The 14,281-nt window shown below is 61.2% G+C and carries 12 protein-coding genes; 2 read left to right on the plus strand and 10 right to left on the minus strand.

The genetic code is table 11. From position 1 onward, the window contains the following. Nucleotides 1–18: 18 nt before the first annotated feature. The 10 genes from cheD to IFT59_RS16140 all read right to left on the minus strand — a co-directional run bounded on the left by cheD (nucleotide 19) and on the right by IFT59_RS16140 (nucleotide 10,730). On the minus strand, nucleotides 19–576 hold the full coding sequence (cheD, locus tag IFT59_RS16095; RefSeq protein ID WP_062453833.1) for a chemoreceptor glutamine deamidase CheD: 558 nt from the start codon (nucleotides 574–576) through the stop codon (nucleotides 19–21). Beyond that, on the minus strand, nucleotides 573–962 hold the full coding sequence (locus tag IFT59_RS16100; RefSeq protein ID WP_062453834.1) for a response regulator: 390 nt from the start codon (nucleotides 960–962) through the stop codon (nucleotides 573–575). The genes cheD and IFT59_RS16100 overlap by 4 nt, the downstream gene beginning before the upstream one ends. Next, nucleotides 962–2,002, minus strand: a complete 1,041-nt coding sequence (gene cheB / locus IFT59_RS16105) for a protein-glutamate O-methylesterase CheB (protein WP_062453835.1) — start codon at nucleotides 2,000–2,002, stop codon at nucleotides 962–964. The genes IFT59_RS16100 and cheB overlap by 1 nt, the downstream gene beginning before the upstream one ends. Next, entirely contained in the window at nucleotides 1,999–2,907 is a 909-nt protein-coding gene (gene cheR, locus IFT59_RS16110) for a protein-glutamate O-methyltransferase CheR (protein ID WP_062453836.1), read from the minus strand. Before cheR ends, cheB begins: the two co-directional genes overlap by 4 nt. Further along, a complete protein-coding gene (locus tag IFT59_RS16115; RefSeq protein ID WP_062453837.1) occupies nucleotides 2,904–3,383 on the minus strand; it encodes a chemotaxis protein CheW in 480 nt (159 codons plus the stop codon). Before IFT59_RS16115 ends, cheR begins: the two co-directional genes overlap by 4 nt. Nucleotides 3,384–3,388: 5 nt before the next feature. Continuing rightward, nucleotides 3,389–5,608 carry a chemotaxis protein CheA gene (locus IFT59_RS16120; protein WP_192087533.1) on the minus strand — a complete coding sequence of 740 codons (2,220 nt, stop codon included), beginning with the start codon at nucleotides 5,606–5,608 and terminating at the stop codon, nucleotides 3,389–3,391. 16 nt (nucleotides 5,609–5,624) lie between these two features. Then, nucleotides 5,625–5,990 carry a chemotaxis response regulator CheY1 gene (gene cheY1, locus IFT59_RS16125; RefSeq protein ID WP_062453839.1) on the minus strand — a complete coding sequence of 122 codons (366 nt, stop codon included), beginning with the start codon at nucleotides 5,988–5,990 and terminating at the stop codon, nucleotides 5,625–5,627. Between the two features lie 2 nt (nucleotides 5,991–5,992). Next, a complete protein-coding gene (locus IFT59_RS16130; RefSeq protein WP_062453840.1) occupies nucleotides 5,993–6,286 on the minus strand; it encodes an STAS domain-containing protein in 294 nt (97 codons plus the stop codon). Continuing rightward, nucleotides 6,286–7,908, minus strand: coding sequence for a globin-coupled sensor protein (locus IFT59_RS16135; RefSeq protein WP_192087534.1), 1,623 nt, complete (start codon nucleotides 7,906–7,908; stop codon nucleotides 6,286–6,288). The genes IFT59_RS16130 and IFT59_RS16135 overlap by 1 nt, the downstream gene beginning before the upstream one ends. Before the next feature lie 440 nt (nucleotides 7,909–8,348). Continuing rightward, entirely contained in the window at nucleotides 8,349–10,730 is a 2,382-nt protein-coding gene (locus IFT59_RS16140) for a tetratricopeptide repeat protein (RefSeq protein WP_192087535.1), read from the minus strand. A gap of 254 nt (nucleotides 10,731–10,984) precedes the next feature. On the opposite strand from IFT59_RS16140, the gene bcsN reads away from it, so the two are divergent. Both bcsN and bcsA read left to right on the plus strand, forming a co-directional pair. Beyond that, nucleotides 10,985–12,031 (plus strand): cellulose biosynthesis protein BcsN, encoded by a 1,047-nt coding sequence (gene bcsN, locus IFT59_RS16145; RefSeq protein ID WP_162238117.1) that lies wholly within the window; start codon nucleotides 10,985–10,987, stop codon nucleotides 12,029–12,031. A 74-nt stretch (nucleotides 12,032–12,105) separates the two neighbouring features. Continuing rightward, on the plus strand, nucleotides 12,106–14,277 hold the full coding sequence (gene bcsA / locus IFT59_RS16150; protein ID WP_062453845.1) for a UDP-forming cellulose synthase catalytic subunit: 2,172 nt from the start codon (nucleotides 12,106–12,108) through the stop codon (nucleotides 14,275–14,277). The last annotated feature ends 4 nt before the right edge of the window (nucleotides 14,278–14,281 follow it).

A 14,281-nucleotide genomic window follows, 5' to 3' on the forward strand; every position in this document is an offset into this window, starting at 1 on the left:
TTTACCCAGGCGTAAGAATTAAAAGAATTCGATCGAGCTTTCGACGGGCTTTGGTGGCGTACGGACAGGACGCTGCTCCAGCGCAACCGTCTTTTGCGTTTCGGCGCCTGTGAGAGGATATTGCCGGGCACGGCCGCTGACCGGCCAGAATTCCAGCTTGCGGCCGTGATCGCCTCCGGTCGAGGACCCCACCACCGGAATGCCTTCGTCACGCAGGAACTCCACGGCGAAGGCCGCATTCTGTTCGCCGACATTGGAGAAACTGGCAATCGTCTTTGCGCCGCCGAAGATCTTTGCCTCGAGCCGGTCACGACGGGCACCCTTTTTCAGGAGACCGTTGATCAGCAACTCCATCAGGTGCACGCCGTAGCGGGTCGCGTCGCCCCCCGACGACGCTGCCCCGCCCGAGCCCGGAAGCAGGAAGTGGTTCATGCCGCCGACACCGGCGACAGGATCACGAAGGCAGGCAGCCACGCACGAGCCAAGAATCGTCGACAAAACCACATTGGGATCGCTTTCGACCTTGAATTCGCCCTGGATAATATGGACGCGTTTGGCACCTGCCGGGTCGTTCATTTAAGGGCTCCGAACACCGCCTCGATAGCAGCTTTCATCTTTTCGATTGTGAATGGCTTGGCGAGCACGTTGTTGGCGCCGAGCTGAGCAGCCTTCTGAACCAGAGCGCGATCGCCCTGCGCCGTCAGAATGATAAACGCTGCCTTCTTGGTGTTCGGGTTGGTGCGCACTGCCTGCAGCAGGCCCAGACCGTCCATGTTCGGCATGTTGAAGTCCGAGATCACCAGGTGATGCGGCTGCTCGGCCATGATCTTCATGCCCTGCACACCATCGCCGGCGGCAGTGATCTGCTTGAAACCGAGCTGTGTCAGAGCGTCGCTGAGCAGCAGTCGGCTGGTGACCTGATCGTCGACGATCAGAACTTTGATTTTTTCAGCGAGGGACATTATTCGGTACCTTCTTTTCGGGCGGCAGTTAGTTTCAGTATTTCGTCTCCGATGGAGCCGAGCGGCAGCTGCTGCTCGACTGCACCAATTTCGTAGGCGACCCTCGGCATGCCGTAGACCACACATGTCTTTTCGTTCTGGCCGATCGTGCGAGCGCCTGCGCTGCGCATCCTCAACAGTCCCGAAGCCCCGTCGCGACCCATGCCCGTCAGGATAGCCCCGACCGCATTGCGACCCGCCAACTCCGCGACCGAATCAAACAGGACATCGACGGAGGGCCTGTGGCCGTTCACCGGATCGCGTTCGACCAGCCGGCAGCATGGCGCCGACGGATTGACCACCTGAAGGTGCCGGTCGCCACCAGGCGCGAGATAGATCTTGCCGATCTCGAGACGCGCACCATCGGTCGCTTCCTGCACCACAGGAGCGCAGATACGATTAAGCCGTTCAGCAAAACTTTTCGTAAACGTGGACGGCATATGTTGAGTGATTACAGTCGGTGGGCAGTTCAGCGGAAACTTTTGAAGCACTGCGATCAACGCTTCAACGCCACCGGTAGAAGATCCGATCGCCACAACCTTGCGACCGTTGCGGTAATCTGATGCCGGCGTCGGGACCATTGAGACCGGAGCACTGACCTGTCGGCGTGCAGAGCGTGCCGCGGCCTTTACCTTTTCAGCCAGATCCATGAACGGGCGAACGTCTCCCGGCACCGGCTTTCCGACGCAGTCGAACGCACCGATTTCGAGCGCGGCAAGCGTTGCGTCGGCGCCGCGCTGGGTCATGGTCGAGACCATGATGACCGGCATCGGACGCAGACGCATGATCTTTTCGAGGAAGTCGAGGCCGTTCATGTTCGGCATCTCGATGTCCAGCGTCACGACATCAGGATTGAGCTGCTTGATGGCGCTACGCGCTTCCATCGCATCGCTGGCCTGCCCGACGACGCTGACATCGGGATCGGAATTGAGGACGGCCGTGATCAGGCCTCGCATGGTCGGGCTATCGTCGACGACGAGAACTCTGGCCGGTGCGATCATGCCTTCCTCCCGGCATTCTTACCCATATATTTGTAGGTCGTGATGCCGATATTATCGAACGTGTTCTTCGCTTCGCCCGATACCCGCTCCGAATGGCCGATATAGAGATGGCCGCCTTCCGGCAGAAGCTGGGAGAAGCGCGACCAGATTTTCACCTGGGTCGGTTCGTCGAAATAGATCACGACGTTGCGGCAGAAGATGATGTCGAAACCGCCCTTGAAGGGCCATTGCGCCATCAGATTCAGTTCGTTGAAGGTGATGAGCTTCTTGACGCGATCATCGACCTGGAACTTGCGGCGGCCACCGACGTCGACCTCGCGGAACCACTGCTTGCGCATGGCCGGGGAGACGGTTTCGAGGGCACCTTCGTCATAGGCTCCTGCCCGCGCGGCAGCCAGGATCTTAGGGTCGATATCGGTTGCCAGGATGCGGAAATCATAGTCGGCAGCGTTGGGAAGAAGGCCCAGCACCGTCAGCGCGATCGAATAGGGCTCCTGCCCGTCGGAACAGGCCGCCGACCATATGCGCACACGTCCGCCATTGCGGGCACGCTGGATCAGCCCGGGCAGGACCTCGTCCCGAAGGTGCTCGAAGTGGTGGTTCTCTCGAAAGAAACGGGTGAAGTTCGTCGTCAGATGCGACAGCATCTCCCGGCGTGCCGGAGCGCCCTCAACGGAGGCGACCAGGGTACAGTATTCCCGAAAGCCCCGCAGTCCGAGGTTGCGGATATGCTTGGACAAGCGGGAATAGACGAGCGACGCCTTGGAATCGTTGAGGTAGATCCCGGCATCGGCGTAGATCATCGCCGCAATCTCCGACAGGTCGCGGCGCGTCAACGGGTATTCCCCGCTGGCGAGGACTTCGTCCGGCGACTGTCTGGCTTCTATGGCGCCCAGGGGCATCATGCGGCTTCGCTTTCCTTTTCGAGGTACGTCTCGGGGAAGAGATGATCCAGCTCGATCATGCAGATCATCCGCTTATCGAACGCCAGAATGCCCTTCGCGTATTGTTTCGCCAGGTCGGAGGAAATCTCCGGCACAGGCTGGATATTCTCTTCTGTAATCGTAAGGATATCGGAAACGGCCTCGACCAGCAGGCCGACAATCCGTTTCCCGACCTGCGCAACGATGATGACGTGACGCGCCGTCGGTTCGGCATCCTTCATTCCAAGCCGCGCCGACAGATCGACGATCGGCAGCACGGCGCCGCGCAGATTGATCACGCCGCGCACATCGGCGGGAGCGTGCGGCAGCTGCATTGCCGGCGTCCATCCGCGGATTTCGCGGACAGACATGATGTTGACGCTGAATTCCTGATCGCCGATCCGGAAAGCGATCAGCTCCCGGCTTGCCTGCGTCAGATTTTTCACAGCGTAGGACATTGTGTTCAACCTGTCGCAGCGAGCGACATCTCCGGACTGAGCGACTGACCGCGGGATGCCGCAACCACCGCGTCCACATCCAGGATGAGAGCGACGCGGCCATCACCAAGGATGGTGGCGGCGGCAATGCCCGGAACATGGGTGTAGTTGGCTTCCAGCGACTTGATGACGACCTGACGCTGACCCTGGATGGCATCGACCATCAGCGCGCGCTGACCGCCGCCTTCGGATTCGACCAGCAGTGCCACGCCCTCGACCGGATTTGCCTGTGTGGCGCGGAAGTTGAGGATGCGGCCGACATCGACCAGCGGGCAGAACGAGTTGCGGATCGAGATGAGCCGCTGCGTTGCGCCAAACGAGTGGATGGCAGACGCTTCCGGCTGCAATGTCTCCACGATCGCCGTCAACGGCACGACAAGCGTCTGGCCGGCAACCGTTACCACCATCCCGTCGAGGACGGCGAGCGTGAGCGGCAGGCTCATGGTGAAGGTCGAGCCCAGACCCGGGCGCGAGGAGATCGAGATACGGCCGCCAAGTGCCTGGATCGAACGTTTGACCACATCCATGCCGACGCCGCGGCCGGAAATGTCGGAGATCGTGTCTGCCGTCGAGAAGCCCGGCGCGAAGATGAGGTTGTCGATTTCCTCGTCCGACAGATTGGCATCCGGTGAAATCAGGTCGTTGTCGATTGCCTTCTGCTTGACGCGCTCACGGTTGATGCCGCCACCGTCGTCAATCAGTTCGATCAGGATGCGGCCCGAACGATGCTTGGCCGAAAGCTTGATCGTGCCTTCCGGATCCTTGCCGGCGGCTTCGCGCTTTTCAGGGCTTTCGATGCCGTGGTCGACAGCGTTTCGGATCATGTGGGTCAACGGCTCGGCGATCTTGTCGATAACCGTCTTGTCGACTTCGGTGTTCTCGCCTTCGGTGACCAGACGGATCTGCTTGCCGACCATGTCTGCGACTTCGCGGACGATACGCGACATGCGCTGGAAGACCGGCTTGACCGGCTGCGCGCGGATCGCCATGACCGAGTCCTGGATCTCGCGCGTCAGCTGCTGCAGCTCTTCGAGACCCATATTGACGGCGGAGGTGCCGCTGGCATCGTTTTCGATGACGCTCTGCGAGAGCATCGCCTGGTTGATGACAAGCTCGCCGACCAGGTTGATCAGGCGATCGACGCGATCGAGATCGACGCGGATCGTCTGGCCGGCGGCCGCTGTGGCAGCGGCCTGGGCCGGAGCCGGCGCGGGTGCTGCGGCTTCCTTCTTTTCGACGCGTGCCGCGGCGGCAGCCATCTTGCTGACGTTGGCGGCAGCTTCAGTCGCCACGACGGTGGCTGCCTCGTCGGCAGCCTTCGTGTCGGAGCCGAGCTCATCGTCTAGCGACGAGAGATCGAATGGTACCGGAACCATCGGCAGTTCTTCGTCGCTTGGCTTTGCTGCGGCCAGCTTGACGTCGAGATCACAGTCCCACTCGGCGAATTCGAACACCGAGCGAATATCGGCTTCGGTCTTTTCGGTCGTCAGGGAGATTTTCCAGCTGAAATAGGAGGCTTCCGGATCCAGCTTGTCGAGGGTCGGCAGCTGCTCCATGTCGCAGCCGACGCTCATCTCGCCGAGCTTGGACAGGTCGCGCAGCAGGAGGGCTGCTTCGTTGCCCTTGGCATAGAGATCGTGGCGCGGCTTGAAGCCGATCTCGTAGACCGACCCTTTTGCTGCCGGGACGTCGTCGTCGAAACCATCGAAGGTGAAAGGGATCGGCTGGAAACCGCTATCATCGCTCGGCTTCGGTGCCTCGGCCTTTGCAGGCTTTGCGACTTCGGCATGGGCCGAAGGCATTTCGCCATGGGCAAGGGCTTCCAGTTCCTTGACGAGGCCGCGTGATCGCGCCTCGTCCACACCACCGCCGTCACGGGACGCGGTGACGAGATCGGCGAGCACGTCGGCCGATTTCAGCATCACCTTCAGAACGTCCTGGTTCGGCTCGAGCTTGTTGGACCGGACGCAGTCGAGCGTCGTCTCGAAGACGTGGGCAAAGCCCACGAGATCATCGAGGCCGAAGGCGCCTGCTCCACCCTTGATGGAATGAACGGCGCGGAAGACGGCGTTGACCGTTTCGGGGTCGCGGTCCCCGTCGTTCAGCTTCAGCAGACCAGATTCCAGTTCAGCGAGCTGTTCTTCGCATTCCTGAAAGAAGATCTCTTTGATTTCGTTCATATCCATGGGAGGATTTCCTGGCTCAGGCGGTTACACGCTCGATGGCATCGATCAGTTTGGCGGGATCGAACGGCTTGACGATCCAACCCGTGGCACCGGCCTGGCGGGCGCGGTTCTTCTTCTCCGCGTCGCTTTCCGTGGTCAGGACCAGGATCGGGATGGCGCGGTACTTGTCGTTGCGGCGAACGCCTTCGATGAAACCGAAGCCGTCGAGGCGCGGCATGTTGATGTCGGTGACGATCACATCGGGGTTGCAGCCTTCGAGGACTTCGAGACCTTCGATGCCGTCTTCAGCCTGGATGGTTTCGAAACCGGCGTTGTTGAGGGTGACCAGAAGCATGTTCCGGATCGTCCGTGAATCGTCCACGGTCAGGACTTTTTTCTTCATCGCTAAATCTCCTTAGCAACCAAATTCTGTGTATCGAGGCCGATGAGCTGCATCGTCTTGACGAAGGCATCGGAAGGCTTTTGGACGGCAAAGGACTTCTTGTCGTCATCCCAGGCGTTTGCGCCGGCGACGAGGACCTGGACGCACTGGACGCCGAGACGCTCGACACCGGACGCATCGATGACGATGTCGCTACCGCGCATGGACAGCAGTTTGGCGTGCAGCGCGGACGCCTCGTTGAGGTCCAGCACGGAAGACAGTTTCAAACTTCCCGGACCGGCTTTCTTGGCCGCCATCAGCTTATTCCTTGTCGTTTGGAGTAAAATGTCTCTGAGGAACCGATGCGTTCCGCCGCGGCCCGCGGGGAGATGTCGGTGGCAATTTCCGGCCGGCGTGCAGCCGGTCTTGAGCGGTCGTCATCGTAACGGCCCTGTCGCGCAATCCGGAATTCGCGAACCGTGCGTCCAAGCTCCAGGATCACCGTCTGCAATTCGTCCGCGCCTTCGCCCGAGCGACGCGCCAGAACGGCATTGGATGCGACTTCCTGGCTGAGATCACTGACATGTGCCGTAACGACGTCAAGACCTTCCGCCTGGACCCCGGTATCGCGAGCTATGCCCGCAATCGTGTCGTTGATGGCGGACACCTGCTGGACGATGCCATCGATGGCGCCCTGCGTGCGGTGAACCATTTCGACACCGGCATCGACCTGCGTCTTGGTGCCGTTGACGAGCGTCTTGATCTCGCGGGCGGCCTCGGCGGAACGCTGGGCGAGCGCCCTCACCTCCTGGGCGACGACCGCAAAGCCGCGGCCACTGTCGCCGGCGCGGGCGGCTTCGATGCCGGCATTGAGGGCGAGGAGATTGGTCTGGAATGCGATTTCGTCGATCGTGCCGATGATCTGGCCGATCTTTTCGGCTGACGCTTCGATATCCGCCATGGCGCTGATCGCCTGGCCGACGACCTTGCCGCTGTCTTCCGCTGACCTGCGTGTGGCGGCCGTCGCCTTTTCGGCGGCAGCCGTGCCGACGGCACTCTGGCGGACACCGGCAGCGATCGACGAAAGCGCTTCGCCAGACTTTTGCAAGCGGGCGGACTGGTTCTCGGAAGTTCTGGCGAACGTGCGTGCGCTCTCGGAAAGAGCGTCGGTCAGCATGTCCGCCTGTGTTCCGGTTTCGCCGACGGTCTCGAATGTCGTGCGGATGTCGCCGATGGCGCTGTTGAGGATGTCGCCGAGTTCGCGATAGGCGTCCGGCATGTCGTCCGGAACCTTGGCGGTCAGATCGCGATCGGCCAGCGCTGAAACCACGGAGAGGAACGTCTCAACGGCCTGCGCCTGATCGGCCTGGCGCTGCTCGGTCAGTGCACGCTGGTGCTTGAGGCGCAATTCGTTGAAGCGCAACGACACCGCGATCTCCGCGTCGACCATGACGAGACGCACGATTGCGCGGACGAGATCGTTGAGTTCCTGTTCGCGCTTGCGACTTGCCGGAAGAATGGAGCGGGATGACATTCCGGCGACCGCACCGGTGATCAGATGCTCGAGCATCACCGAATGACCGGCAAGGTGCCAGCGCGGATCAAGACCCATGCGGCTTTCGGTATCGGAGAGGAGTTTGACCCGTTCGGCATACAGTGCATCGAAGCGCGCGTCGCTGAGCACGCTCCAGTGAGACGCCTGGAGGTCATGCAGGCGTTCGATCTGTTGTTCGCTTTCGAAGATACCGGCAGCCTCGGGAACGGACTGTAGTCGATGAAAATAGTCGCGCAATCCGGCTTTGAGATGCGGTTCGAGTTGCGGCCTGCACCGGCGCAGCAAGTCGCGCAGGTCCCCGTCGAGGCCAGCAAAGGCCAAGCGTTCACTCAGGCTGCCTGCCTGGCTCCGTCGCCCCTGTTCTGTCGGCGTGTCCTGCACCAAAACCGTCCCCGCATGAAAGTCAGACCAACCCGACGAGTTGGTGTATTGCCGCCCAGCGAGGCAAATCCGAAACGGGCGGGAGCGTGCCGGGACAGGCCATGACCTGTCTGCGGTGGCGACGCTTATACCGCGAAGCATTTCGTAATCTGTCGATGAGAAATACCGGATTCAGACCGGTACGGCTTGGCGGCTTCATGCCTGTTGGGAGCCCTCGGGACATCCCATTCGCCGTCTATCTAATATGTATGGTTAATTCCTTGCCCGAAGGTTAACACGGGCGGTGTGAAATGCTCTTTCAAGCAAAGTCAGAAACCGGCCATAGCTCGGACTGTCCGCAAAGGTGACAACAAACAGAGGCGCAGAAAAGCTCAACCAAAAGCTTTAAAACTTTCAGTAAAATCAAATGGATCTAATCTGGAAGTTCAGCTTGTGGCAGTGTTTCAATTGTCCGGCGGCCAGATCAGTTCGGCCAGCGCTCGTTGGCCGTCCTTGCTTCCGGTCGATGCAAGGGCCTGAAAAATTCTTCGCGCATCGGGCTTGCGACCGACATTGAGGTAGGCGTAGCCGCGAAGGATCATAAGATCGGTCTGTTCCGGCGTGATCTGGGCGCGCTGATCGAGCGCGATAAGCGCCTCCCGATAGCGACCGAGGTTGAAGGAGCTTTGGGCGCGATTGGCAAGAATGGCGCTCTGAAGCTCCACGGCGCGGGAGTTGGTCTGCTTGGCTGCGGCCGCGGCAACAGACGCCTGATCCGTCAGGCCTGCCCGCAGATAGGCAAGGCTTCGACCATAGGACGCATCGGAGCGGACCACGTCGGAAGCACTGTTTTGCGCGACCTCGAAAGCCTTGACGGCTTCGAGCGGCCTGTTCAGATCCATCAGGCACCAGCCGCGCGATAGCGCCTGGTCCGGATTGGTCTGTCGGAGTTCCGTCAGAGCACAACCGCGAGACGGCGGCCCGGAGCTTGCCTGAGCGGATCTGGTTGCCTGGCGGACCGACGGCTGCACGGCAACAGGCTGCCGGGTTGCAGCGGCACGCTGCGGGTTGGGTTGCTGGACGCTGCGTTGCGACGGTTGCTGATAGGGTTGTCCGTCCTGCTGCGAATAGGCTTCTGCAGTGCGATCCTCGGGCCTGACGCTCGGCAGCGGCGGTTGGCGACGGTAACCTGTCCGGTCGTCGACGCCCGCGACAGATGGTCTGCCGAGATTTGCTATGCGCTCTGAACGATCGCCCCAGGCACGCTGGAGAGAAGCGACACCGGCCCGGTCGCCCAGGTCGTTGCGGGTCAGCGCCAGACCGTAGGCGGAGGGCTCGTCATCCGGCTTCCAGGCGAGTGCTGCCCCGAACCACTCGGCGGCTGTGCGAAGCTGCCGCATTGCTCTTGCATACCAGCCGAACTGTTGTGCCGCGTCGGCATCGCGGGCGGCGATCACGACAGGCGCCATACGGGCCAGAACCTCTTCCTGCAGCATGGGCGGAGGATCGAGTGCAAGAAGATTGGCGACGGCGGAAAGATAGGCCGCCTTGGTGCCTTCGGAACTTTCCCGGAAACGATAGAGAACGTTTTCCGCTTCGAGCGGCGACTTCTGGCGGACCAGGGTGAGCGCCAGCCCCTCAGCAGCGGAGGCCGTCTCTTCCTTGCCATAGGCGCGCCGGAACCAGCGCTCGGCACCGCCGAGATTGTCTCTGCGATAGGCATACCAGCCCAGCAGCAGCGCGTCCGAGGCGAGCCCCTCGCGTTCCGCGAGTTGTTCGAGACGCGTGACATACTGCTGGCCGACGACCAGTTTCGCATCGTCGCCGGCTTCGTTGACAAAGCGGCGCGCGAGATCGTTTCTCAGACCCTCGAATTCCGGCTGACCACCGGCGGGAGTTTTTTCTTTGGCGAGGAGATCTTCCAGCATGGTGGAGGAAAGAAGTTCACTCGCCTTCTGCACCGTGGCGACACGCGCGGCGGTGTCCTCGCAATTGTCCAGAACGTAGAGATAGGCATCCCGGGCGCGACCCTGTCGCTCGGTCTCGGCAAAGGCTTCCGCCACCCGCCACAAGACGTCGATTTCGCTGCAGGTGAGAAGGCTCGGGTTTTCGGCCGCCATGCGGATGACGACGTCGTAATCCTTGCTGTCGGAGGCGCCGGTCAGGCTGACACGTGCCTCGGCAAGCTTTAGCCGGTCGAGGAGATCGTCCGGTGCCTGCCAGCCGCTCTCGGCAGTCTGACGGTCGGCGATTGCCTTACGCACGTCGGCAAAGCGCGACTGTGCATAGAGTTGCCACATGTTTTCGAGCTGTGGATCACCGCTTGCGCGCACAGCCAGCGGATCAGCGGGCGGCGACCAGGTCGGATAGAGCGCGCGCAGGCGCGAGATCTCGGCCTGAAGCCGTGCCGTGTCGCCACGGGCAGCAAAATATCGCAAGGCGCTTTCATCCACGACGACCGGAGGCGGCGTGTTGCCGCGCTGCGCCGTCAAGTTTTCGGGACGCTGCAAGGGTGGTGGTGACGATGCGGCCGGGGACTGTGCGATCAAGGGCATGCCCGAACGCGCCGGGGAAGGCGTATCGGCCGGTTCGGTGGCGGATCCGTTCGGCAGCGTTTGCGTGATCACAAGCGCTGCTGCACCCGGAGACTGCGCGGAAGGTTCGTCTGAGGAGAGCAGTTGAGCCGTAAGCCGCTCGGTCTTGGGACGCGGCTGCATACCGTCTGCCCATGCGGGCGCGTCGGGACTGATGGCGCCGGTCAGCTGCGTCATGTCGACATTGGAGGATTGTCTATCGAGGCTCCAGAATCCAACAGCGGCGATACCTACCACCGTCAATGAGATCATCATAACCTTCATGGACTTCCGATCCCGATCCTAACCCCGACCTGTTGCCCCGCAACGAGGCGTATCAATGGCATGAACGCCATGATGTGTAAGAATGAGCTGATATGGTTAACGAACAATTTAGATTTGTTTAGCAAATTGTAAGCAAGACTCGCGATTCGCTTCGTTGCGTAGACTTTTGTGGAAGCGGAAATCGCGACGGAAGCGATCGGACGATGACTGTCCAATAGATGCGCCATTATATGCGAGTGCCCATGACGAAAAGATCATTTGCCGAAGTTCGCCGGTTCGTACGCAGCGACCGCCGAAGCTTCGCAATTGCCATCGCAGGATTGCTGCCTCTCGTCCTGGCAAGTTGCGGCGGAGCTCCGATCCAGCCGGGCGCCCTGGTGAAGACCGTGCAGGCGGAAGAAGCCATGGTCATGCCCCCGCCATCCGGCCCCGGTATCGTCGGCGTCATCGAGCGGCGCTACGACAACGCCATCGAGCAGGAAATTCCGCTCTTCACATCCGCACTCACGCCCGGCCAGAACTTCATCAAGGCGCAGTTCTTCGGCACGAAGAGCGCGTTCAGCTATAGCTCGAACCGGCTGACGTCGAAAATGGTCTCGCAAAGCGGCACGGCACGCGAAATGGCATCCGGGTTTCCGGGTGTACGGATGGTGCGGTCGCAATTTTACGTCCAGAACAGCTATGGCCCGTTCGGCTATGCGTTCGGGCGCGGCAGGGGCAGCGATCTTTGCCTCTACGGATGGCAGCAGATCCGCTCGCAGGCGCAGAAGATGTCGCCGGTCGATAACTACGGCTCGATCCAGATCCGCGTGCGGATCTGCGAGGCCGGCGCGACGGAGCAGGCACTTCTCGCCTTCATGTACAATTTCACTATCAACGCCTCCGTCGACTCGCTCGGCTGGAATCCCTATGGCGATGCGAGCCCGCTTTCGCCTGAAATCGGACGAACCGGCGCTCCGACCTACCCGCGTCCTGCCTCGACGGAAGCTATCGTTCCGGTCCTGCCGCAACGGCAAGCTGCGCCGATGATCCGCCGCGCAGCCCCTGCCGCGCCGGTCCGGCCAGCCGTAGCACCGGTTGCCAGCAGCATGATGGAGCCTGTCATGCAGCCGGTGGGGCCAAGGATCCCCAGCGTTTCCGCACTTTCTCCCGCAGGCCTCAGTCCGTCAGCGCCCTCGGACGCTGCTGCGTCCCCGAGGTCACTGACACCCGCAGCCGCTCCGCGCGTCACGGTTCCTTCGCCTTCCTGCTCGACACAGGCGGAGGGTGCCAATGTCGTATGTCGCTGAGCGTCAGGCCGGCAATCCCGTCGTGATCCTGCCAACCGTAATCCGGTCGATCGAACCGCAAAGGTAATCCGGCGATGCGTACTTTTATCTCTGCCATCGTGTGGGTTCTCGCCACGATCATGATCGTGACCCTGGTCACCCTGCCGATCAACACGCGCACCCAGTTGATCGCGAGCGTCCTGATCGTCACGGTGATGATCATCATCAAGATGCTCAACGCCGACGGCAAATGGCGTCTCGTGGCTCTCGCCTTCGGCACCGCGATGGTGATGCGCTACGTCTACTGGCGCACGACGAGCACGCTGCCGCCGGTGAACCAGCTGGAGAATTTCATTCCCGGCATGCTCGTCTACCTGGCCGAGATGTACAGCGTGATGATGCTGGCGCTCAGCCTCTTCGTCGTTGCCATGCCGCTGCCGGCGCGAAAGCCGCACGGCCGCACGGAAGGACCGCTTCCGAGCGTCGACGTCTTCGTGCCGTCCTACAACGAGGACGAGACGCTGCTTGCCAACACGCTTGCCGCCTGCCGCAACATGGATTACCCGGCCGACAAGTTGACCGTCTGGCTGCTCGATGACGGCAGCACGCTGCAGAAGCGCCGCGCCGACAACGTGGCGGATGCACGGGCTGCGGATGCGCGCTACAAGGCCCTCAACCAGCTTTGCGAAGACCTCGGCGTCAAATACCTGACCCGCGAGCGCAACGAACACGCCAAGGCCGGCAATCTCAACAACGGGCTTGCCCATTCGAGCGGCGATCTGATTGCCGTGTTCGACGCCGACCACGCCCCGACGCGCGACTTCCTCTTGGAAACCGTCCACTATTTCGAGAAGGAGCCGAAACTCTTCCTCGTGCAGACACCGCACTTCTTCCTCAATCCTGATCCCGTCGAGCGCAACCTGCGCACATTCGAGAAGATGCCGAGCGAGAACGAGATGTTCTACGGCATCATCCAGCGTGGTCTCGACAAGTGGAATGCCGCCTTTTTCTGCGGCTCCGCGGCCGTTCTCAACCGCAAGGCGCTCGAAGTCTCCAACGGTTTCAGCGGCGTCAGCATCACGGAAGACTGTGAAACCGCGCTCGATCTGCACGGTCTCGGCTGGCACAGCATCTATGTCGACCGCCCACTGATTGCCGGCCTGCAGCCGGCGACCTTCGCCAGCTTCATCGGCCAGCGCTCGCGCTGGGCGCAAGGGATGATGCAGATCCTGCGGTTCCGCTTCCCGCCGCTCAAGCGCGGGCTCTCCTTCCCGCAGCGCCTCTGCTACATGTCCTCGACGCTATTTTGGCTGTTTCCCTTCCCGCGGACGATCTTCCTGTTTGCGCCGCTGTTTTATCTGTTCTTCGATCTGCAGATCTTCACCTCGTCCGGCGGCGAGTTCCTGGTCTACTCGCTGACCTACATGATCGTGAACATGCTGATGCAGAACTACCTCTATGGGTCGTTCCGCTGGCCGTGGATTTCGGAGCTTTACGAATACGTCCAGACCGTGCACCTGCTGCCGGCTGTCGTTTCGGTCATGCTCAATCCGCGCAAGCCGACCTTCAAAGTGACGGCGAAGGACGAGTCCGTGTCCGTCAGCCGACTTTCGGAGATCAGCCGTCCGTTCTTCGTGATCTTCTGCGTTCTCGTCATTGCCTTCTTTATCAGCATCTACCGGGTCTATACCGAGCCGTTCAAGGCGGACGTGACGCTGGTCGTGGGCGGCTGGAATCTTCTCAACATCATCATTGCGGGCTGTGCGCTCGGCGTTGTTTCCGAACGTGGAGAGAAGCAGTCGTCCCGCCGTATCCGCGTCAGCCGGCGTTGCGAATTCGGGATCGGCGACCGCTGGTTCACGGCGACGATCGAGGATGTTTCGGTCAATGGTGCAGCACTGCAGATCTATACGGAAGGCGCCAGGGACATCGCGAACGGTGCCATGGGTGTGCTCCGGTTCCAGCCGTTCAGCGACCTGCCGATCAGCGATTTGCCGATCGAAATCCGCAACTTCGATACGGTCGGCGACGTGACAACGGCGGGGTGCCGCTACATGCCCCAGAAATCCACCGATCACCGTTTGATCGCCGATCTCATATTCGCCAATTCCAGCCAGTGGACACAATTCCAGACCTCGCGACGTTACAACCCCGGTCTCTTGCGCGGCACGATCTGGTTCCTGGGTCTTGCCGCCTATCAGACGACCCGCGGCCTCGGCTACCTGTTGAAGGATCTGGGCAAGAGCCAGACGACGAAGGAAGGTTGAGCGA

The organism is Rhizobium sp. CFBP 8752, assembly GCF_014842035.1.
Lineage (GTDB): Bacteria > Pseudomonadota > Alphaproteobacteria > Rhizobiales > Rhizobiaceae > Neorhizobium > Neorhizobium soli.

What these genes read in the sequence shown, in the direction of transcription:
- cheD (WP_062453833.1), bottom strand. Translation starts at nt 576, where the DNA reads ATGAACGACCCGGCAGGTGCCAAACGCGTCCATATTATCCAGGGCGAA.
- IFT59_RS16130 (WP_062453840.1), bottom strand. Translation starts at nt 6,286, where the DNA reads ATGGCGGCCAAGAAAGCCGGTCCGGGAAGTTTGAAACTGTCTTCCGTG.
- IFT59_RS16115 (WP_062453837.1), bottom strand. Translation starts at nt 3,383, where the DNA reads ATGTCCTACGCTGTGAAAAATCTGACGCAGGCAAGCCGGGAGCTGATC.
- bcsA (WP_062453845.1), top strand. Translation starts at nt 12,106, where the DNA reads ATGCGTACTTTTATCTCTGCCATCGTGTGGGTTCTCGCCACGATCATG.
- IFT59_RS16120 (WP_192087533.1), bottom strand. Translation starts at nt 5,608, where the DNA reads ATGGATATGAACGAAATCAAAGAGATCTTCTTTCAGGAATGCGAAGAA.
- cheY1 (WP_062453839.1), bottom strand. Translation starts at nt 5,990, where the DNA reads ATGAAGAAAAAAGTCCTGACCGTGGACGATTCACGGACGATCCGGAAC.
- cheR (WP_062453836.1), bottom strand. Translation starts at nt 2,907, where the DNA reads ATGATGCCCCTGGGCGCCATAGAAGCCAGACAGTCGCCGGACGAAGTC.
- IFT59_RS16140 (WP_192087535.1), bottom strand. Translation starts at nt 10,730, where the DNA reads ATGATCTCATTGACGGTGGTAGGTATCGCCGCTGTTGGATTCTGGAGC.
- cheB (WP_062453835.1), bottom strand. Translation starts at nt 2,002, where the DNA reads ATGATCGCACCGGCCAGAGTTCTCGTCGTCGACGATAGCCCGACCATG.
- IFT59_RS16100 (WP_062453834.1), bottom strand. Translation starts at nt 962, where the DNA reads ATGTCCCTCGCTGAAAAAATCAAAGTTCTGATCGTCGACGATCAGGTC.
- bcsN (WP_162238117.1), top strand. Translation starts at nt 10,985, where the DNA reads ATGACGAAAAGATCATTTGCCGAAGTTCGCCGGTTCGTACGCAGCGAC.